Here is a 19,253-nt window from a genome sequence, read left to right on the forward strand (position 1 = left end):
GACGAGCTTGGCAATGGTGGATGTAACGGTGCGTGGGGCGGGTATCTTTGGCCTGAGCGTCGCCTGGGCCTGTGCCTTGCGCGGCGCGCGAGTGCGCGTTGTCGACCCCTTTGGCGTCGCGGCCGGTGCATCCGGTGGGCTGGTCGGGGCCTTGGCCCCCCATGTTCCAGAGAATTGGAACGACAAGAAAGATTTTCAGTTTCGCGCCTTGGTCCGTGCGGAAGCCTTCTGGGAGGAGGTCTCCGCGATTTCCAGCGTGGACCCGGGCTATGCCCGCACCGGGCGGTTGCAACCTTTGGCGGACGACCACGCGGTCGAGCTGGCGCAGCAACGCGCAAAGACAGCCCAAGAGCTTTGGGGCCCCCGGTTCTCGTGGTCGGTTACCTCGGATGTCGGGCGGTTCGCGCCGCATAGCCCAACTGGCCTTTGGATTCACGATAACCTGAGCGCGCGCCTGCATCCGCGCAAGGCCACCCAAGCATTGGCCATGGCCCTACAGGCCAAGGGGACCGAAATCGTGCAGGACGCCCCCACGCAGGGCGCAGAGGTCTGGGCCACCGGCGTGCATGACCTCGACGCCATGAGCGCCGCGGCGGGCCGGACCCTGGGCAACGGCGTCAAAGGGCAAGCTGCGCTTTTGAAATTCGACGCACCCCACGCCCCTCAACTCTTTGGCGATGCCCTGCATCTGGTCCCGCACGCCGACGGTACACTCGCCATAGGCTCGACATCAGAGCGGAGCTATGACAATCCGACGCAAACAGATGATCAATTGGATGACGTCCTGACCCGGGCCGTCGCCGTGTGCCCCGCGCTGGCAACTGCGCCCGTTCTGGCCCGGTGGGCCGGCGTGCGCCCGCGCGCACGATCCCGCGCACCGGTTTTAGGCCATCACCCGATGCGGGACGGCGCCTACATCGCCAATGGCGGCTTCAAAATAGGCTTTGGAATTGCGCCTGAGGTCGGCGAAGTCATGGCTGAGCTGATCCTGAACCAGTGCAACACAATTCCTCAGAGCTTCGCTCCCGAAGCGCTCTGATCGTTTCTTCTGGCAAAAAATACGCAATCCCGAAGCTTAGCCAAGTGCGCGCACGTCAGCCCTTGAAGGGCGCCATCCCGGCGCGCGCCAATTCATCGGCCCGTTCGTTTTCCGGGTGGCCCGCGTGGCCTTTGACCCATTCCCATGTCACATCATGGCGCGCTTGCGCATCATCCAGACGCTGCCACAACTCGACATTTTTGACGGGTTTCTTGTTGGAGGTTTTCCAGCCGTTGCGTTTCCAGCCGTGAATCCAACTCGTGACACCGTTTTTGACATAGGCGGAATCCGTCACAATCGTGATCCGTGACGCCCGCTCCAGAGCCTCCAGCGCCGAGATCGCTGCCATCAGCTCCATGCGGTTGTTGGTTGTCTCCGGCTCACCGCCCTGCAACGCACGCTCCTTGATGACTTCTCCCGCGCGCTTGGCTTGCATCAAAGCACCCCACCCGCCCGGGCCGGGATTTCCGGAACACGCGCCGTCGGTATAGGCAAATAACTCGGTCATGAACGCCCCTTACACCACACAGGTCAGACTGATCCAGTCCGCATCTTCGCCACTGAGGCCCGTGTCACGGCCCTGATCAAAACGCACGGGAGTGAACCCCGCCTCGTGCAGCCGGGCGCGCAGCTCCTCTTCGGTGAAATACGTGTAGTGCCGCCCGATTTTATCACGCTCTTCGCCCTCGCCGGATTTGACGGCCATAAGGAAGACACCGCCCGGCATGAGCGTATGGGCGATCTGGCGCAGATAACCCGGAAGCGCAGCGCGCGAGGCATGCAGCAACGAGAAATTGGCCCAAACGCCAGCAAGACTGTCGCCCTCCAACTCCGCCAGATCATCGAAAACGCGGTGCTGCGCGGTGACGCCTGCGCCGCGCGCCGCAAGTTCGACCATGCCTTGGGAGGCGTCCCAGGCGAGAACATCGCGGCCCGATTGTGCCATCACCGCCGCCGCCGCCCCAGGCCCGCAACCCAGATCCAGCACGCGCCCGCCGTCTGGCAGGCGTTCGATAAAGTCGATCAGACGCGGATCCTGCGCGATGCCTGATGTCAGATCGGCATATTCCTCAGCCCGAGCGTCATAGACGCCGATTGTCTGCGCATCACTCACCATAACGCTCCTACCGTTAAACAGATCACGACGAGGCCGGTCAGCAGAAGGCGCAACCCCATCCACCATGGCGGGGCGAGGCCCCATCTCCAGAAGGCAAAATCAAGCACCAGCAAACCCGCAAAGCCCGTGATCAGGTTGAGGCTCGCCGATGTTGGGCCGCCGCCTGTCATGAAGAAGGCCCAAAGGGCGGGAATGACTGAGAGCGCATAGCCCGTGGCCGCCTGTGCGCCATCGGCCTTTGTCGCAAACCCCCACAGGACGCCGGACATGAACGACAAAATCACCGTTCCATAAAAGAGCTGGACATAAGGACCGACAAATCGCGGGCCGATCATACTCAAGCCCCATTGACCCAGCGCGGGCGACAGCAAGGTCGCGGCCCCCCAGGCAAATGGCAGTACACCGGCGAGACCGAGGATAAGCGCGGAACGCGGGATTTGGTGAAACACGTCTGGCTCCTTGGATAACCTTGGCACCGGGGCGCTGCCCAGGCCCCCGGGACATTTTCGGCAAGAGGACGGCAGCGGCACCCCCCGGGCGCCCCAAATGCTCAGGCCGGTTGACGCAACACGCGCGGCACTTTGAACTCGACATTTTCCTGCGCGGTCTCAACCACTTCAACCTGCGCGTCAAACCGCGCGCGGAAGGCATCTATCACCTCCGTGATCAGAACATCCGGCGCAGAGGCGCCCGCTGTGATACCGACGGATCGAATACCTTCCAGAGCGCGCCAGTCGATGTCGGACGCACGCTGCACCAGTTGGGCATAGTTGCACCCGGCCCGTGAGGCGACCTCAACAAGACGCTTGGAATTCGATGAATTCGGTGCGCCAACAACCAGCATGGCATCAGATTTCGGGGCGACGGCCTTGACGGCCTCCTGCCGGTTCGTCGTGGCGTAGCAGATGTCTTCCTTATGGGGCCCAACGATGCCCGGGAAGCGCGCTTGCAGAGCCGCGACGATGTCCTTGGTATCGTCCACAGACAGCGTTGTTTGCGTAACAAACGCAAGCTTCGCCGGATCGCGCACATCGACATGCGCGACGTCTTCGACCGTTTCGACGAGCAGCACCTCGCCATCGGGCAATTGCCCCATCGTCCCGACTGTCTCGGGATGGCCTTCGTGGCCGATCATGATCATTTGCAGGCCATTGTCGGAGTGTCGCTGCGCCTCGATATGCACCTTGCTCACGAGCGGGCAGGTGGCATCGACATAGATCATCTCACGGGCTTGTGCGGCGGCGGGCACAGATTTGGGCACGCCATGGGCGGAAAAGATCACCGGGCGATCATCCGGACAATCCTCGAGTTCTTCGACAAAGACCGCTCCTTTCGCGCGCAGATCATCCACCACAAATTTGTTGTGCACGATTTCATGGCGCACGTAGACCGGCGCGCCCCATTTCTCGAGCGCCATCTCCACGATCTTGATCGCACGATCCACGCCTGCGCAGAATCCTCTGGGGGCTGCGAGGTACAGGGTCAGGGGCGGTTTGGTCATGTTCTCAAGTCCTGTCTATCTGCGTTTACAGCTAGCGCGTGCGCCGGGGTACGTAAAGCCTGAGATAGGCGGATCTTTCCTTGCTTGAAGAGGCTATTGCGTGCAAGGCGAGGCACATGCGCATGCTCCCCTTCCTTCGCGACAATATCCGGTTCCTGACCGCCGGTGCGCTCCTGACGTTGCTCTCCGGATTTGGTCAAACCTATTTCATCTCGCTCTTTGCAGGCGACATCCGCCGTGACTTCGGCTTGAGCCATGGCGAATGGGGCGCGCTTTACATGATGGGAACGATGGCCTCGGCCGTGGTCATGATCTGGGCTGGCGTGTTGACCGACATCTTTCGGGTGCGCGTTCTGGGTCCCGTCGTTCTTGTGGCGCTGGCGCTGGCAAGTCTGAGCATGGCCTGGAACCCCGCGGTCTGGGCCCTTCCGCTCATTGTGTTCGCCCTGCGATTTCTGGGGCAAGGCATGATGACCCATATCGCAGTTGTGGCCATGGCGCGCTGGTATGTGGCGACACGCGGGCGCGCACTTTTCGTGGCGTCTCTTGGGTTCTCTGCCGGTGAAGCCTTCGTGCCCCTGATCGTCGTATCGCTTCTGGGCCTTGTCGCATGGCAATCGATCTGGATGGCGGGCTCTGTGATCTGCCTCCTGGCCGTGCCTTTGATGTTGTTTCTGTTGCGCCAGGAGCGCCAGCCCCGTGATCTCGCAAAATCCAATGCATCTCTCGGCATGGGCGGGCGCCACTGGACCCGACGAGACAGCCTGCAACACCCGCTGTTTTGGGCGATGATACCGGCCATACTGGGGCCTGCGGCATTCAACACCGCCTTCGTGTTCCATCAGGTTCATATCGCCGACGTGAAAGGCATTTCGCATCTGGCTTTTGTCGCCTTTTTCCCGGTTTTCACGGTTGTGTCGGTCACGATGATGGGCGTCATGGGCTGGGCGATTGACCGCTTTGGCACGGCGCGCCTGATGCCCTTTTATCAATTGCCCATGGTCGCAGGCTTTGTCGCCTTTGGCTTCGCAGACACGCTTTGGATGCTGGGCGTGGGCTTTGCCTGTCTGGGCCTGACCTCCGGCGCCAATGCGACGCTGCCCAACGCTTTTTGGGCCGAGTTCTATGGCACGGCGCATATCGGGAGCATTAAGGCCTTGGCCGCTGCCGTCATGGTTTTGGGCTCTGCCCTCGGGCCCGGCCTCACAGGCGCCTTGATCGATCTGGACATAGGGATTGAGACGCAGTTCTTCTGGATCGCCGCTTATTTCGTTTTGGCCACTGGCACGATGGTTTGGGGCATTGGCCGCGCAGCGCATGACCTGCCAGGGTGCAGCTAATGAAAAAGCCCGCACGAGGCGGACTTGATCAGGTTTATTCTACGGCTTGCTCTTCGGGCTCGCGCGAGATCATGGGTTCGCGTGGCGGCCGTCCGATCACATCTCTCAGACCGTCCAGTTCGATGAAGTTGTCGGCCTGACGGCGCAGTTCATCGGCAATCATCGGTGGTTGTGAGCGGATCGTCGAGACAACCGACACACGGACGCCTTGACGCTGCAGACTTTCAACGAGCGGCCGGAAATCCCCATCTCCGGAAAACAGCACGATGTGGTCGACGCGAGGCGCGAGTTCCATGGCATCGACCGTGAGCTCGATATCCATGTTGCCTTTGACTTTTCTGCGGCCCTGGCTGTCCGTGTATTCCTTCGCAGGCTTCGTCACCATGGTGAAGCCGTTGTAGTGCAGCCAATCCACGAGAGGGCGGATTGGCGAATACTCTTCATTTTCCAGCAGCGCTGTGTAGTAGAACGCGCGAACAAGTTTGCCGCGTCTGACAAATTCCTGACGCAACAACTTATAGTCGATGTCAAACCCCAGCGCCTTTGCAGCCGCGTAGAGATTTGATCCATCGATGAACAGCGCGAGCCGTTCGTCCTTGTAAAACATTCAATGTCCTTCCAAATGGAATTAGCCCGCGCGGGTCTCCGTGAGTGAAATCGGATCGCGGACAGTTTAACTTTTAAGGTTTTGTGACAATGCCACAAGTCACGAATTTAACTCCCGGCCGGGTAATCCAGCGTCAATATGGGAAATTAGCCCTCATTGCCGTCGGGGCAAATATGGAATCTCCGGTAGGCGCTCCCGCAGTGACATTGCGTCAAGCCATTGCCATGCTTGCACAAAATGGCGCCTTGATTCGAAGCGTCAGCCGGTTTTTCCAGACGCCCTGCTTTCCAAGGGACGCAGGGCCCGATTACGTGAACGCCGCGCTGACTTTGCAGTGGAACGCATCCGCCGATGCGATTTTGGGCCTGTTGCACGACGTAGAGGCGTCATTTGCACGCCAACGCATCATGCGCTGGGGCCAGAGAACGCTGGATCTGGACCTGATTGCACTGGGAGATGAGATCCTGCCCTCCCGCGATATCCACGACCATTGGCGCAGCCTGAGCCCGGAATTGCAGGCGAAAGAAGCGCCCGACCGGCTCATTCTGCCCCATCCCCGCGTGCAAGACCGTGCGTTTGTCCTGGGCCCTCTGCGCGATATTGCGCCGGCTTGGCAGCACCCCATCTTTGGGTTGAGCATCGCCGAGATGTACGAAACGCTCTCTGAGCAAGACAAAAACAGTCTCACCCCCTTGTGAACCAGCGCCTTTTGACTTGTCATCGCGCGTGTCAAGCCTTAAGTGCAGGGTTCTATTTATCTACCCGACGGAGATTAAGATGGCCCGCGTGACGGTTGAAGATTGCGTTGACAAGGTTCCAAACCGGTTCGAGCTGGTGATGCTTGCTGCTCATCGCGCACGCGAAGTCTCTGCGGGCGCAGCGATTACGCTGGATCGTGATAATGACAAGAATCCTGTCGTTGCGCTCCGCGAGATCGCAGAAGAAACGCAAAGCGCCGATGAACTCCGCGAGCGTCTGATCGAATCGAACCAGACGCAGATTGAAGTGGATGAGCCTGTCGATGACAGCATGGCGCTTCTCATGGGTGCTGAGACAGCAGACAAGCCGCAAGAAGATGATCTCTCCGAGGAGAAGCTTTTGCGCGCATTGATGGAAGCACAAGGGCAAGGGTAAACCGCGCCCTGCGGATGAGCTGAGCGATGATTTCTGACGACGACCTCATCGCGCTTGTCCGCAACTACAACCCAAAAACCAATGAAGCGCTCATCCGTGAGGCCTATGCCTATGGGCGGGACATGCATGAAGGGCAACTCCGCCATTCCGGTGAGCCCTATTTCACGCATCCTGTTGCCGTTGCGGCGATCCTGACAGAGCAGCGGCTCGATGATGCAACGATCATCACCGCGCTGTTGCATGATACGATCGAAGACACGCGCGCAAGTTATGCCGATGTGACCGAGCGGTTCGGGGAGGAAGTGGCCAGCCTCGTGGATGGCGTCACCAAGCTGACCAACCTGCAGCTCTCCTCTACCGAGACCAAACAAGCCGAGAACTTCCGCAAGCTCTTCATGGCGATGTCCCGGGATTTGCGGGTCATCCTCGTCAAGCTCGCGGACCGTTTGCACAACATGCGCACGATCCGGGCCATGAAAACGGAAAAGCAGGCGCAAAAAGCGCGTGAGACCATGGACATCTACGCCCCCCTTGCAGGGCGCATGGGCATGCAGTGGATGAGAGAAGAGCTGGAGGACATGGCATTTCGCGTCCTCAACCCCGAAGGTCGTTCCTCGATCATCCGCCGCTTCATCACCCTGCAAAAAGAGACCGGCGACGTGATCCATCGCATCACCGGCGACATGCGCAAGGAGCTGGAAAAAGCAGGGATCGAGGCAGAAGTCTTTGGGCGCGCCAAGAAGCCCTATTCGATCTGGCGGAAGATGCAGGAAAAGGAGGTCGGCTTCTCGCGCCTCTCCGATATCTATGGTTTCCGCATCATTACGCAGAGCGACATGGATTGCTACCGCACGCTGGGCGCCATTCACCAGCGATGGAGCGCCGTGCCGGGCCGGTTCAAGGATTATGTGAGCCAACCCAAAACCAATGGCTATCGCTCCATTCACACAACCGTTTCGGGCCGTGACGGCAAGCGTGTCGAGGTGCAAATCCGGACACGGCAGATGCATGACGTGGCAGAAACCGGGGTCGCGGCGCATTGGTCTTATCGCGACGGGGTGCGCACGCAAAACCCCTTTGCCGTCGATCCTGCCAAGTGGATCGCCAGCCTCACCGAGCAATTTGAGACAGAAGAAGACCACGAGGATTTCCTCGAGACCGTCAAGCTCGAGATGTATTCCGACCAGGTCTTCTGTTTCACGCCCAAGGGCGAGGTGATCAAGCTGCCCAAAGGCGCCACACCTCTGGATTTTGCCTATGCCATCCACACGCGGATTGGGCATGCCTGCGTGGGGGCCAAGGTAGACGGGTTGCGTGTGCCGCTCTGGACACGCGTGAAAAACGGTCAATCCGTTGAGATCATCACGGCCGAGGGCCAGACGCCTCAGGCCACATGGCTCGATATTGCCACAACCGGGAAAGCCCGCTCTGCCATTCGCCGCGCGCTGCGCGAGCAGGACCGTGAGCGTTTTGTCCGGCTGGGCCATGAACTCGCGCGCGCCGCATTTGAACATGTGGGGCGCAAGGTCTCCGACAAGGTGATCGAGACGGCGGCCCGCAATCTTCGGATCCCCAATGCAAACGAGTTGTTGGCCCGGCTGGGGTCTGCGGAGATATCAACGCGCGCCGTAGTGCAGGCTGTCTATCCCGATCTCGTGCCCGAAGAAGGCGAAGAGATTGATCCCGCACGTGCAGTGATCGGCCTGCAACCCGGTCAGAGCTTCCGGCGCGGCACATGCTGCCAGGCCTTGCCCGGGGAGCGCATCGTCGGCATCACCTATCGCGGCGAAGGTGTTGTGGTACACAAGATAGACTGTGATCGGCTGGCCGATTTTGAGGATCAAACGGATCGCTGGCTGGATCTGCATTGGAGCGAGGGCAACCACGCGGCGGGCTATGTGGTGACGCTTGACCTGACGATTGGCAATGATGCGGGTGTCCTGGGTCGAATTTGCACATTGATCGGCCAGAACAAGGCCAATATCTCGGATCTGGAGTTTCTGGATCGGAAACCGGATTTTTACAGGCTTTATGCCAACGTCGAACTGAGGGACACAGAGCACGCCCACTCGCTTCTCACCGCATTGGAAGCGGAGAGCGACGTGGCGCAGGTGACCCGGGTTCAGGAAGAAACGAAGATCGGCGCACGCGCCGAGAACGGATAGAGGTGGAGCTTGGTGTTCAAGCGGCGCGATAGGAAGCCCCCCGGACGGGCCTTGCTTGAGCTGTTTTGGCCCAAAGGGGGCTGGGGCCGCGCTGCGCAATACGTCAAGCATCGCCTGCACCGTTTGCCCGACCCGCCCGAACGCATCGCACGCGGGATATGGGCGGGGGTTTTCACAACCTTTTCGCCCTTCTACGGCCTGCATTTCGTGGTGGCAGGGGTTCTCGCATTTGTCATGCGCGGGAACCTGCTTGCCGCGCTCTTATCGACCTTTTTTGGCAACCCGCTGACCTATGTGCCCATCGGGATCGTCTCGTTGACCACCGGGCATTGGCTGCTCGGATCCGAGATGCAGATGGATGTCGAAACATCGCTTGGGCAAAAGTTTGGCGATGCGGCCAATGATCTGTTTTACAATCTCTGGACCTACGTGGCTGGCGGCACACGCGATTGGCACGGGCTCACCGTCTTCTGGCATGACGTGTTCTACCCCTACATGATTGGCGGCATTCTTCCCGGAATTTTCGCCGCCACGGTTTGCTACTACGTGTCGCTGCCGCTGATCCGCGCCTACCAAGCGCGCCGAAAAGGCGCGATCAAGGCGCGCTTTGAAGCGTTGAAGTCGAAGGCCGCGCAAGCCAAGCCGGGCGGCAAGAAACCAGCCGACAGGTCGGGAACTGCTGACTGAGGCGGTCGGCCATTCTCATAACAACAAACGATTCACGTTTGACAGGAATCGCTCTAGGTTCGTGTTCAAATGAATGAGGACGCCATGACTTACCAACGCTTGGGTGTGAACATCGATCACGTCGCAACAGTACGCAATGCGCGCGGCGGCAATGTACCGGACCCGGTTCGGGCCGCAAAACTCGCAGAGAAGGCCGGGGCGGATGGGATCACCGCACATCTGCGAGAAGACCGCCGTCACATCGGCGACGCGGATATCGAGCGGTTGATGGACGCGCTTGCCGTCCCGCTCAATTTCGAGATGGCCGCAACCGAAGAGATGCAGGCGATCGCATTGCGCCACAAACCGCATGCCGTGTGCATCGTGCCTGAAAAGCGCGAAGAGCGCACAACGGAAGGCGGCCTTGAGGTCGCGCGCGAGGAGAACAGGCTGGCCCATTATATCGCGCCGCTCCGTGAGGCTGGCTGCCGCGTGTCCATCTTCATCGCCGCTGACAAACGCCAGATCGACGCTGCGCATCGCATCGGTGCGCAAGTGATCGAGTTGCATACCGGTGCGTATTGCGATGCCCATGTGGAGGGTGATGTCGAAACCCGCGACAAGGAGCTGGAAGCGATGCGTGAGATGGCCAGCTACGCCCACGGCCTCGGCCTTGAGGTCCACGCAGGTCATGGCCTGTCTTTCGACACCGTGAAACCCATCGCAGCCCTTCCGGAGATCAAAGAGCTCAACATCGGCCACTTTCTGATCGGAGAGGCCATCTTCTCCGGGCTGGAAGGCGCGATTGTCGAGATGCGTCGCTTGATGGACGAGGCGCGCGCATGATCCTTGGGATCGGCACAGATCTTGCAAATATAGAACGCATCGAGCGTACACTCGCCCGCTTTGGCGACAGGTTCCGCAACCGGGTTTTTACCGAGATTGAGCAACGCAAAGCGGAACGCCGGGCCGATACGCCGGGGACCTATGCCAAACGCTGGGCTGCAAAAGAGGCCTGCTCGAAAGCGCTGGGAACGGGCCTGCGCATGGGAATTGCATGGAAAGACATGTCCGTGCGCAATTTGCGAACCGGTCAGCCCGTGATGGATGTCACGGGATGGGCCCGCACGCGGCTCGATGAAATGACCCCTGCCGGGCATGAGGCCATCATCCACGTCACCCTGACCGACGATCACCCATGGGCGCAGGCGATGGTTGTCATCGAAGCGCGCCCCAAGACGTGAGCGCGCGGCGGTTGACACCCCGGCCACAGCGCCGCATGTAGCCTCAAACACGAGTGGAGCATCCATCATGGCCGAGGCCAAATCGAGCAACGGATTTGTCGAGACGATCAAGACGATTGTCTATGCGCTGCTGATCGCAGGCGTCTTCCGCACCCTGTTCTTCCAGCCGTTCTGGATCCCGTCGGGCTCCATGAAAGACACGTTGCTCATTGGCGATTTCCTGTTCGTGAACAAAATGGCCTACGGCTATTCCTATGCCTCCTGCCCGTCTGTGATCATTCCGTCCGTTGGCCTGAACATTGATGCCGAAAACATCTGTGGCTTCCTCAAACGCGATAATGGCGGACGGATCCTCGGCGGCACACCGGAGCGCGGCGATGTGGCTGTCTTCCGCCACCCTGTCACGGGGCGGGATTTCATCAAACGCATCGTCGGGATGCCGGGCGACCGGGTACAGATGCGCAGCGGTGTGCTGCATATCAATGATCAGCCTGTGCAGCTGCAACCTGCGCCTGCGTTTGAAGAGGTGGCAGAGCCGCAAGGGCCATTCGGTCACAGACCGCGCTGCGCCAATGGTCCCGTGGGTGATGGCGGGACGTGCATCAAGCAGAAGTTCATCGAAACGCTGCCCGGTGGCCATAGCCATGAGATCCTCAACATCGGCACCCAAGGCTCGGACAACACTCCTGTCTACACAGTGCCCCTCGGGCATTACTTCATGATGGGCGACAACCGCGATAATTCCTCGGACAGCCGTGTGCCCAGCATCGCGGGCGGCGTGGGTTTTGTGCCCTATGATCACCTCATAGGGCGCGCGGACCGCGTGATGCTGTCATCGGGGGGCAGCTCCATGCTCTTCTTCTGGACATGGCGCGGTGACCGTTTCTTCGAGAAGATCAACTGATCCAAGATGAAGCTCTCGGCGGCGCTCAAATCTCTGCAGGACAAGCTGGGCTATCGCTTTCGCGATCCCGCATTGCTGGTGCGCGCGGTCACGCATTCCTCGATGTCCTCCTCCACCCGCGATGACAATCAGCGGCTGGAATTTCTGGGGGACAGGGTTCTGGGTCTCGTCATGTCCGAGGCGCTTCTGGCCCAGGATGAAGACGCCCGAGAGGGCCAATTGGCCCCGCGCTACAATGCGCTGGTGCGCAAGGAAACCTGCGCGGATGTGGCCCGCCAGATTGATCTGGGCGACGCGCTGAAGCTGGGGCGCTCCGAGATGCTCTCGGGCGGGCGCCGCAAACAGGCCTTGCTTGGGGATGCGATGGAAGCCGTGATCGCTGCCGTGTATCTTGACAGTGGGTTCGACGCTGCACGCGACCTCATCCTGAGGCTCTGGGGCAAGCGCATATCCAGCGTGGAAGAAGACGCCCGCGATCCCAAGACAACCCTGCAGGAATGGGCGCAGGCGCGCGGCATGCCCCCGCCTCAATACATTCAGCTCAACCGCAGCGGCCCCGATCATGCACCCGAGTTTACAATCGAGGCCCGCTTGCAGGATGGCCAAAGTTGCACGGCTTCTGGCGGCTCCAAGCGCCTTGCCGAACATGCGGCCGCCAAGGCGTTGCTCAAACAGGTGCAGAGCAGTTAAGCAAACTCTGTTCTTTTGTGTCCCACCTTGAGCCAAAGTGAACTGGCGGTTCCACTTCGTCCCGACAGCGCCGCTTTGTCCTGCGAGACACACAGCCCCGCGTTGAAGGATCGACGCGACGCTTGTGCTGGGGATTTTCAGCAATTGTCCAGTGTGCGGGCGGAGCTCCAGTAAGCGAACAACTCGAAGGTCTGCTCTCTCAGAAAAGGCTGCGGGACTTACCCGTCAGGAAGAAGTCACTGCGTCAATCAACCAACCCCAATTGGCGGGCAATCGTTGCACTGTCATAGTAATCCCGGCCTTCGACAACCATCCCGTCTTTGACCCTCATCACAGAGCAATAGCGAACTTCGGCTTTCTTTCCCGTTGGTTGAAAATCCCCAAGGCTAGACCGCAGAACGCCGGCATGAATACCAGTATTGCGGAACTCAACGGTTGCCCATTCTCCACATTGGCTGACAATGACGTTCTCAACTTCGCAAAGACCGTCTGGAAAAGCTTCCCGCCAACGATGGTAGTCGTCTTTGTAAGCTTCCTTCCCGGTCAGTTTTTCTTGACGCGCGATGTCTTCGAAATCGCAATCATCCGAAATGACTTCTGCTCCGCGGTCAGGATCGCGCATGCCCCATGACTCGTGAAACTGGCGAACAATTCTTTCTGTAGGATGCATGAATGACGCCCTTCGAGATTGGGTAATGGTTGAGCTCTGCGTAAAGTCTAACTACGCGCATCACCGAGTGGTCAATAGCCGACATGCGTTCTGCGCTGCATGGGCAAGTGGGGGCTTGAAGCCACCAGTTTCCGCGCGGCAACCTGAATTGTGTAGCCCAAACAAGTTGTCCCCTTCTAGGCGCGACGTATGTCGCCGTCAGCGCTCGCTGATCGCTGGCGGGTTGCCGCGCGGACTAGACCTTTACCCGCTCGGATTTCGGATCATACATGGGTTTGAGAGACGCCTCCGCGCGTACCCGTGTACCCGCGACGTCGATCTCATAGCTGGACGCCAGAACCTGCTCCGCGCTCTCGCCTTTGCAGGGCACATAGCCCAGCCCCATCGCGGCGCCCAAATGATGGCCGTAGGCACCTGATGAGAGATAGCCTACGATCTCGCCATCCCGGATCACCGGTTCGTTGTGATAGAGCAAAGGCTCAGGATCCGTCAGTTTGAACTGCAACAGGCGCGCGGAGAGCCCCTCATCCCGTTTGCGCTGCACCGCGTCACAGCCAATGAAATCCTGTTTCTGCTTGCTCACGGCAAAGCCGAGGCCCGCCTCCAACACATGGTCTTCGCAGGTGATATCATGTCCGAAATGGCGGAAGCCCTTCTCGATGCGGGCGCTGTCCATCATGTGCATGCCGCAGAGCTTCAGGCCTACGTCTTGCCCAGCCGCATGTAGCGTCTCGAAGACATGGCCTGCCTGATCAGCGGAGACATAGACTTCCCAGCCCAGTTCCCCGACGTAGGTAACGCGGTGCACGCGCGCCATGCCCAAGCCGATCTCGATCTCCTGCGCAGTACCGAATGGGTTGGCCGCGTTGGAAAAGTCATTGGGCGAGACTTTTTGCAAGAGCGTCCGCGCTTGAGGTCCCATAACCGCCAGAACCGCTTCGCCCGCCGTCACATCGGTTAACACGACACGATACTCGCCGACATGGCGCATCAGCCACGTTTGATCCGCCAGACGCGTCGCGGCGGGCGTGACGACGAGGTAAGCCGTGTCCGACAGCCGCGTGACAGTCACATCCGCTTCGATCCCGCCACGCTGGTTCAGGAATTGAGTATAGACGATCTTGCCCGTTGGCACCGCCATCTGCGCGCCGCAAACGTGGTTGAGAAAATCCTCCGCGTCGGGCCCTTCCACACGGATTTTGCCGAAGGAGGACATGTCATACATTCCCACGTTTTCGCGAATGGCACGATGCTCTTCGGCGACGTTGTCAAAGAAGTTCTGACGGCTCCAGGAATATTCATATTCCGGCGTCTGGCCATCGCGCGCGAACCAGTTTGCCCGCTCCCAGCCTGCCAGTTCCCCCATGACGGCCCCTTGCTCCAACAGATGATGGTGGAACGGCGTGCGCCGCACGCCCCGGGCCGTGGCCTTTTGGCGGTAGGGGAAGTGATCCGCGTAGAGCAGGCCCAGCGTTTCGGAAGCCCGTTCTTTGACATAGCGATGGTTGGACTGGAACGGCGCGTTGCGCGCGATGTCCACATCCCCCAGATCAAAGGGCTTTTCGCCGTCCGCCATCCATTGCGCAAGCGCCATACCCGCGCCACCGGCGGACTGGATACCCACGGAGTTGAAGCCCGCCGCGACCCAGACATTGTCCATCTCCGGGCATAGGCCCATGTGATAGGCATCATCGGGTGTAAAGCTTTCGGGACCATTGAAGAACGTATGGATGCCCGCTTCCGCCAGCATCGGCAGACGATTGACCGCCGCCTCCAGGATCGGCTCGAAATGGTCGAAGTCTTCCGGCAGTTGATCGAATTCGAAATCCGCCGGGATCGGCCCCCAGGGCTTGGCCACAGGCTCAAACGCCCCCAAAAGGATCTTGCCTGCATCTTCCTTGTAGTAGGCGCATTCATCGGGAACGCGCAAAACGGGCAGTTGTGTCAGGCCGGCAATGGCTTCCGTGACGATGTAGAAATGCTCGCAGGCTTGCAATGGCACGGAGGTGCCCAGCATTTGCCCGACCTCCCGGCCCCACATGCCGCCACAATTGATCACCGTATCACAGGTTATCTCACCCGGGCCATCGGGGTCTTGATACTGAACCGCCGAGATCCGGCGCCCTTGGCGTGTGACACCCGTGACTGCGGTTCGCTCGATCACCTTGGCGCCGCGCTGACGTGCACCCTTGGCCAATGCGAGCGCGATGTTGGCCGGATCGCCCTGCCCGTCCAGCGGCAGGTAGACACCGCCTGTGACATCCTCGATGTTCAGATGTTCGTAGCGCTCCTTGATCTCATTGGGCGAAATCTCTTCGATCTCCACACCAAAGGCGCGCGCCATCGCCGCGGACCGGCGCAATTCTTCGAGACGTTCACTGGTCAGGGCGGCGGTGATGGAACCACATCTCTTGAAGCCCGTGGCGACACCTGTCTCCGCCTCGAGATCGCCGTAGAGCTCTTGGGAATAACGCGCCAGTTTGGTCATATTGGCCGTGGCGCGCAATTGGGCGATCAGGCCTGCGGCGTGCCAGGTCGTACCAGAGGTCAATTGTTTGCGCTCGAGCAGGACGACATCTGTCCATCCAAGTTTGGTCAGGTGGTAGGCCACAGAGCATCCGATAACACCGCCGCCAATGATGACGGCGCGGGCATGCGCGGGAACGTTCATGATTTGGCTCCTTTGGATTTCGAACGCTGACGCGCCCGACCGGCTGCGGGCTCTGCCCCCAGACCCCCGGGATACTTATGGCAAGAGGAAAGAAATGGATCAGACAATGTCATGCCCCTCCGCATGCAGGCGCCGCGCGATTTCTGCGATATGCGCGGGCCCGGTTTCACAGCATCCGCCCAGAATGGACGCGCCGTGATCCAGCCAGGACATTGCATGGTTGGCATAGATCTCGGGCACCATGTCCTCGCGCGACGAGAGATCAGACGCTGTTGTACCGCCTTCAAGGAAGGCCTTCGTGATCATCGTAAAGGCATTGGCATAAGCGCCGATAGGGCTGCCGCAACGTGCAAGCGCATCAAGAGCGGCGGGCATGACTTCGGGCGCCGAACAATTGGCCAGAGCCGCGTCAGCCTCCCGCGCAATCACAGCCGCTTCGGCCAGCGGTTCGCCCGAGCGCAAGAGGCTTCCGTCCTCATCATCCACGGTAAAGGCGAGCCAAACGGGTCGATCTGTGGTCCGGCCCGCCGCGAGGCAGGCTTTGGCGGCATCCAGTGAAGCGATCGTCTCAAAAATCAACAAATCGCAGCGCGGCGCCAAAATTCCGGCAATCTCTGTGTAGACAGGCAAAGCCGCTCCGAATTCGGGATGCAAATCAGCGCGGTAACTGGCCCCAAGGGGGCCTATGGAGCCCGCAATCCGTTGCGAGCCGCGGCCCGACGCCGCCTCGTTCAATGCAGCGTCAAGCAAGCTCTCGAATTCAGCTTCGCGGTTGGGCAGCTCGATCCCGTCGCTTGCATAGTGATTGGAGCTACCGCCGCGCAGCCTGTCACGGTGGATCGCATAGGTGTTTGTTGTGGCAATAGTCGCACCAGCCGCGCCATAGTCTTTATGCACCTGAGCCACGAGACCGGGATGATCGATCATCACCTGCGTCGACCAAAGGGGCGCTGCGGGTTGACCAGACCGGCGGATGAGCTCCTGGCCTATCCCCCCGTCGAGGAGAGTAATCTCAGACATTCAAGTCTCCTTCGGTTCTGCGTGGGTCATCAGGCACGCAAACGCTCGTTGTCCGGATCCCAGAGCGGCTGGTCTTCCTGCACGACGGCGCGGCAGCGCTCGCCGTAGATGTCGACCTCGAGCTCGGTGCCCGGCACGGCCAGATCGGCGCGCACCATGCCCAGCGCGATGGAGGCGCCGACGCGGTAGCCCCAATCGCCCGATGTCGTCTCGCCTACGACCTCGCCGTCATGGCTGAGCGTGGACATATAGGGCGCATCGCAGGGACCGGCGTCGATCTTGAGCGTGATGAAGCGCTTTTTGGAGCCTTGCTGCTGTTCGTTCATCAACGCGGCCTTGCCGGGGAAGTCCTGCGGCTTGTCGAGTTTGACGAAGCGGCCGAGACCGCCTTCGAAGAGCGAGTAATCCGTCGAGAGGTCGCCTTTCCATGCGCGGTAGCCTTTTTCGATTCGCATGGAATTGAGGGCGAACATGCCGAAGGGTTTGGCGCCCGCCGCGAGCACGGCTTTGTAGAGCGCGGGGATATCGGCCACAGGGGCGTGGATCTCCCAGCCGAGCTCGCCCGCGAAGGAGACGCGGACCAGACGGCAGGCGATGCCAGCGACGGTGGCGTCCTGATGGGTCAGCCAGCCGAGCGAGAGATCGGCCTGTGTGTCCATCGCCTCGAAGAGCGCGCGGGATTTCGGGCCGGTGACGATCAGCGTCGAGACCTCGCGGGTTTTGTCGGTCAGGGTCACGCCGTCGGGCAGGCCCGCGCGCCAGAGCACCTCGTAGTCGTGCCATTGGGCGGCGGCGGCTGTGATGAGGGTAAAGTCGTCCTCGGCGTGGCGGATGATCGACATCTCGGTGAGGATGCGGCCGCGGGCGTCGGGGAAGTAGCCCAGGTTCATCCGGCCCGCCTTGGGCAGCGCGCCAGCGATGCGGCCACGCAGCCATTCGGCCGCGCCCGCCCCGGAGAGCGCGAAGCGCGAGAAGCCGCACAGATCGAGCACGCCGACATTGTCGCGCACATTTTCGACCTCTTCCTTGACGCGGATCGTCCAGGGGCCTTCGCGGTCCCATGTCTCGGTGCTGGCCTCGGAGGTATCGTCGCCCTCCTTTGCGAACCAATTGGCGCGCTCCCAGCCGTTGTAGGCGCCCATCACCCCGCCTTGGGCGAGGATCTGATCATGGGCGGCGGAGTGCTTCTTGTCGCGGCCTGCGGGCCATTCGTGATGCGGGAAGTGCATCGCGTATTCGTGGCCATAGGTCTCCAGCGCCTTGGCGATGCAGTAGTCGTTGTCGGTGTAATCGGTGTAGCGGCGGGGATCGACCGCCCACATGTCCCATTCGGTCTGGCCTTCGACGATCCATTCCGCCAGCGTTTTGCCTGCGCCGCCGCCCTGGACGATGCCGAAGGTGAAGGAATGGGCCTCAAACGCGTTTTTGACGCCGGGCATCGGGCCGATCATCGGCAGGCCATCGGGCGCGTAAGGGATGGGGCCGTTGATATTGCGGCCCACGCCAGCGGTGCCCAGCACAGGCACGCGACCCATGGCATCTTCGATATACCATTCGAGGCGTTCGAGATCGTCGGGGTAGAGCTGGAAGGAGAAATCCTCGGGCATGGGATCATCCGGCGTGATCCAATGGGCTTTGCAATTGCGCTCGTAAGGCCCGAGGTTGAGACCGTTTTTGTCCTGACGCAGGTAGTACGAGCTGTCGACGTCGCGGATCATGGGCAGTTTGCGGCCATTCTCCTTGGTCCATTTGGCGATTTCGGGGATTTCCTCGGTCAGGAAATACTGATGGCTCATCACGGCGAGAGGCACGGTGCGCCCACCGAACGGCTTGAACCATTCGCCGACCCGCTGGGCGTAGTAGCCCGCAGCATTGACGACGTATTCGCAGGTGATGTCGCCTTTATCGGTATGCACGACCCATTCGCCCGCGTCGTTCTTGCTCACGCCGGTGGCGGGGCAGAAGCGCTGGATATTGGCGCCGAGATCGCGGGCGCCTTTGGCCATGGCCTGGGTCAGCTGTGCGGGATCGATATCGCCGTCCATCGGATCCCAGAGGATGCCTTGCAGGTCATGGGTCTCAAGAAAGGGGTACATTTTCTTGGCTTCATCGGGGGAGAGCATTTCCAGCTCAAGCCCCTGATAGCGGCCCATGGACATGACCCGCTCAAACTCCATGCGGCGCTCTTTGGTGTGGCCCAGCCGGAGCGCGCCGGTGACGTGGTAGTTCATCGGGTAGTCGACGTCCTGGGCGAGCGTGCGGTACATCTCGAGCGAGTAGCGCTGCATGTTGAGCACGGCCCAGGAGGTGGAGAAGTTGGGGCAATTGCCCGCTGCGTGCCATGTGGAGCCGGCGGTCAGCTCGTTTTTCTCCAGCAAGACGCAATCGGTCCAGCCCATTTTCGCAAGGTGATAGAGGCTCGAGACCCCTACAGCGCCGCCACCGATAATGACCACCCGGGCTGTTGTTGGAAAATCGCTCATTC

Annotated in this window: 19 protein-coding genes; 10 read left to right on the forward strand and 9 right to left on the reverse strand. The window is 60.4% G+C overall.

From position 1 onward, the window contains the following. Positions 1-13: 13 nt before the first annotated feature. A complete protein-coding gene (locus tag ACP15S_RS11840; RefSeq protein ID WP_425039846.1) occupies positions 14-1,039 on the forward strand; it encodes an NAD(P)/FAD-dependent oxidoreductase in 1,026 nt (341 codons plus the stop codon). A gap of 55 nt (positions 1,040-1,094) precedes the next feature. On the opposite strand, the gene rnhA is transcribed toward ACP15S_RS11840, so the two are convergent. From rnhA to ispH, 4 genes are all read right to left on the reverse strand, one after another. Beyond that, positions 1,095-1,547, reverse strand: a complete 453-nt coding sequence (gene rnhA / locus ACP15S_RS11845; RefSeq protein ID WP_425039847.1) for a ribonuclease HI — start codon at positions 1,545-1,547, stop codon at positions 1,095-1,097. A gap of 9 nt (positions 1,548-1,556) precedes the next feature. After that, a complete protein-coding gene (locus ACP15S_RS11850) occupies positions 1,557-2,156 on the reverse strand; it encodes a class I SAM-dependent DNA methyltransferase (RefSeq protein ID WP_425039848.1) in 600 nt (199 codons plus the stop codon). After that, positions 2,150-2,605 carry a DUF3429 domain-containing protein gene (locus ACP15S_RS11855; RefSeq protein WP_425039849.1) on the reverse strand — a complete coding sequence of 152 codons (456 nt, stop codon included), beginning with the start codon at positions 2,603-2,605 and terminating at the stop codon, positions 2,150-2,152. The genes ACP15S_RS11850 and ACP15S_RS11855 overlap by 7 nt, the downstream gene beginning before the upstream one ends. 101 nt (positions 2,606-2,706) lie before the next feature. After that, positions 2,707-3,657: a 4-hydroxy-3-methylbut-2-enyl diphosphate reductase gene (ispH, locus tag ACP15S_RS11860; RefSeq protein WP_425039850.1), complete on the reverse strand. Its 951-nt coding sequence runs from the start codon at positions 3,655-3,657 to the stop codon at positions 2,707-2,709. A gap of 116 nt (positions 3,658-3,773) precedes the next feature. Here ispH and ACP15S_RS11865 point away from each other — a divergent pair, with 116 nt between their 5' ends. Then, entirely contained in the window at positions 3,774-4,997 is a 1,224-nt protein-coding gene (locus ACP15S_RS11865; protein ID WP_425039851.1) for an MFS transporter, read from the forward strand. A gap of 34 nt (positions 4,998-5,031) precedes the next feature. Here the strand turns inward: ACP15S_RS11865 and ACP15S_RS11870 are convergent, their stop codons facing one another. After that, positions 5,032-5,604: an NYN domain-containing protein gene (locus ACP15S_RS11870; RefSeq protein ID WP_425039852.1), complete on the reverse strand. Its 573-nt coding sequence runs from the start codon at positions 5,602-5,604 to the stop codon at positions 5,032-5,034. Between the two features lie 89 nt (positions 5,605-5,693). Between ACP15S_RS11870 and folK the strand changes: the two genes are divergently transcribed. The 8 genes from folK (at position 5,694) to rnc (ending at position 12,407) form a co-directional block, all read left to right on the forward strand. Next, entirely contained in the window at positions 5,694-6,302 is a 609-nt protein-coding gene (gene folK / locus ACP15S_RS11875) for a 2-amino-4-hydroxy-6-hydroxymethyldihydropteridine diphosphokinase (protein WP_425039853.1), read from the forward strand. Between the two features lie 79 nt (positions 6,303-6,381). Continuing rightward, positions 6,382-6,738 (forward strand): DNA-directed RNA polymerase subunit omega, encoded by a 357-nt coding sequence (rpoZ, locus tag ACP15S_RS11880; RefSeq protein WP_425039854.1) that lies wholly within the window; start codon positions 6,382-6,384, stop codon positions 6,736-6,738. 26 nt (positions 6,739-6,764) lie between these two features. Beyond that, positions 6,765-8,903, forward strand: coding sequence for a RelA/SpoT family protein (locus ACP15S_RS11885; RefSeq protein WP_425039855.1), 2,139 nt, complete (start codon positions 6,765-6,767; stop codon positions 8,901-8,903). A gap of 9 nt (positions 8,904-8,912) precedes the next feature. After that, on the forward strand, positions 8,913-9,590 hold the full coding sequence (locus ACP15S_RS11890) for a DUF2062 domain-containing protein (protein WP_425039856.1): 678 nt from the start codon (positions 8,913-8,915) through the stop codon (positions 9,588-9,590). An 84-nt stretch (positions 9,591-9,674) separates the two neighbouring features. Further along, positions 9,675-10,415, forward strand: coding sequence for a pyridoxine 5'-phosphate synthase (locus ACP15S_RS11895; RefSeq protein ID WP_425039857.1), 741 nt, complete (start codon positions 9,675-9,677; stop codon positions 10,413-10,415). Continuing rightward, on the forward strand, positions 10,412-10,813 hold the full coding sequence (gene acpS, locus ACP15S_RS11900) for a holo-ACP synthase (RefSeq protein WP_425039858.1): 402 nt from the start codon (positions 10,412-10,414) through the stop codon (positions 10,811-10,813). Before ACP15S_RS11895 ends, acpS begins: the two co-directional genes overlap by 4 nt. 67 nt (positions 10,814-10,880) lie before the next feature. Beyond that, positions 10,881-11,717 (forward strand): signal peptidase I, encoded by an 837-nt coding sequence (lepB, locus tag ACP15S_RS11905; protein WP_425039859.1) that lies wholly within the window; start codon positions 10,881-10,883, stop codon positions 11,715-11,717. A gap of 6 nt (positions 11,718-11,723) precedes the next feature. Then, positions 11,724-12,407, forward strand: a complete 684-nt coding sequence (gene rnc / locus ACP15S_RS11910) for a ribonuclease III (RefSeq protein ID WP_425039860.1) — start codon at positions 11,724-11,726, stop codon at positions 12,405-12,407. A gap of 244 nt (positions 12,408-12,651) precedes the next feature. Here the strand turns inward: rnc and ACP15S_RS11915 are convergent, their stop codons facing one another. The 4 genes from ACP15S_RS11915 to ACP15S_RS11930 form a co-directional block, all read right to left on the reverse strand. Continuing rightward, positions 12,652-13,077 carry an ester cyclase gene (locus ACP15S_RS11915; protein WP_425039861.1) on the reverse strand — a complete coding sequence of 142 codons (426 nt, stop codon included), beginning with the start codon at positions 13,075-13,077 and terminating at the stop codon, positions 12,652-12,654. Positions 13,078-13,312: 235 nt separating this feature from the next. Beyond that, a complete protein-coding gene (locus ACP15S_RS11920) occupies positions 13,313-15,748 on the reverse strand; it encodes a GcvT family protein (protein WP_425039862.1) in 2,436 nt (811 codons plus the stop codon). A gap of 99 nt (positions 15,749-15,847) precedes the next feature. Then, positions 15,848-16,768: a homocysteine S-methyltransferase family protein gene (locus tag ACP15S_RS11925; protein WP_425039863.1), complete on the reverse strand. Its 921-nt coding sequence runs from the start codon at positions 16,766-16,768 to the stop codon at positions 15,848-15,850. Positions 16,769-16,797: 29 nt separating this feature from the next. Beyond that, complete coding sequence (locus ACP15S_RS11930) at positions 16,798-19,251, reverse strand: GcvT family protein (protein WP_425039864.1); 2,454 nt, start codon at positions 19,249-19,251, stop codon at positions 16,798-16,800. Positions 19,252-19,253 lie beyond the last annotated feature (2 nt).

Source organism: Primorskyibacter sp. S187A (assembly GCF_049800955.1).
In the GTDB taxonomy this organism is placed as follows: Bacteria; Pseudomonadota; Alphaproteobacteria; order Rhodobacterales; family Rhodobacteraceae; genus JAKVBH01.

What these genes read in the sequence shown, in the direction of transcription:
- ACP15S_RS11920 (WP_425039862.1), bottom strand. Translation starts at nt 15,748, where the DNA reads ATGAACGTTCCCGCGCATGCCCGCGCCGTCATCATTGGCGGCGGTGTT.
- lepB (WP_425039859.1), top strand. Translation starts at nt 10,881, where the DNA reads ATGGCCGAGGCCAAATCGAGCAACGGATTTGTCGAGACGATCAAGACG.
- ACP15S_RS11925 (WP_425039863.1), bottom strand. Translation starts at nt 16,768, where the DNA reads ATGTCTGAGATTACTCTCCTCGACGGGGGGATAGGCCAGGAGCTCATC.
- ACP15S_RS11885 (WP_425039855.1), top strand. Translation starts at nt 6,765, where the DNA reads ATGATTTCTGACGACGACCTCATCGCGCTTGTCCGCAACTACAACCCA.
- ACP15S_RS11915 (WP_425039861.1), bottom strand. Translation starts at nt 13,077, where the DNA reads ATGCATCCTACAGAAAGAATTGTTCGCCAGTTTCACGAGTCATGGGGC.
- rnhA (WP_425039847.1), bottom strand. Translation starts at nt 1,547, where the DNA reads ATGACCGAGTTATTTGCCTATACCGACGGCGCGTGTTCCGGAAATCCC.
- rnc (WP_425039860.1), top strand. Translation starts at nt 11,724, where the DNA reads ATGAAGCTCTCGGCGGCGCTCAAATCTCTGCAGGACAAGCTGGGCTAT.
- rpoZ (WP_425039854.1), top strand. Translation starts at nt 6,382, where the DNA reads ATGGCCCGCGTGACGGTTGAAGATTGCGTTGACAAGGTTCCAAACCGG.
- ispH (WP_425039850.1), bottom strand. Translation starts at nt 3,657, where the DNA reads ATGACCAAACCGCCCCTGACCCTGTACCTCGCAGCCCCCAGAGGATTC.
- ACP15S_RS11870 (WP_425039852.1), bottom strand. Translation starts at nt 5,604, where the DNA reads ATGTTTTACAAGGACGAACGGCTCGCGCTGTTCATCGATGGATCAAAT.
- acpS (WP_425039858.1), top strand. Translation starts at nt 10,412, where the DNA reads ATGATCCTTGGGATCGGCACAGATCTTGCAAATATAGAACGCATCGAG.
- ACP15S_RS11865 (WP_425039851.1), top strand. Translation starts at nt 3,774, where the DNA reads ATGCGCATGCTCCCCTTCCTTCGCGACAATATCCGGTTCCTGACCGCC.
- ACP15S_RS11840 (WP_425039846.1), top strand. Translation starts at nt 14, where the DNA reads ATGGTGGATGTAACGGTGCGTGGGGCGGGTATCTTTGGCCTGAGCGTC.
- folK (WP_425039853.1), top strand. Translation starts at nt 5,694, where the DNA reads ATGCCACAAGTCACGAATTTAACTCCCGGCCGGGTAATCCAGCGTCAA.
- ACP15S_RS11930 (WP_425039864.1), bottom strand. Translation starts at nt 19,251, where the DNA reads ATGAGCGATTTTCCAACAACAGCCCGGGTGGTCATTATCGGTGGCGGC.
- ACP15S_RS11895 (WP_425039857.1), top strand. Translation starts at nt 9,675, where the DNA reads ATGACTTACCAACGCTTGGGTGTGAACATCGATCACGTCGCAACAGTA.
- ACP15S_RS11850 (WP_425039848.1), bottom strand. Translation starts at nt 2,156, where the DNA reads ATGGTGAGTGATGCGCAGACAATCGGCGTCTATGACGCTCGGGCTGAG.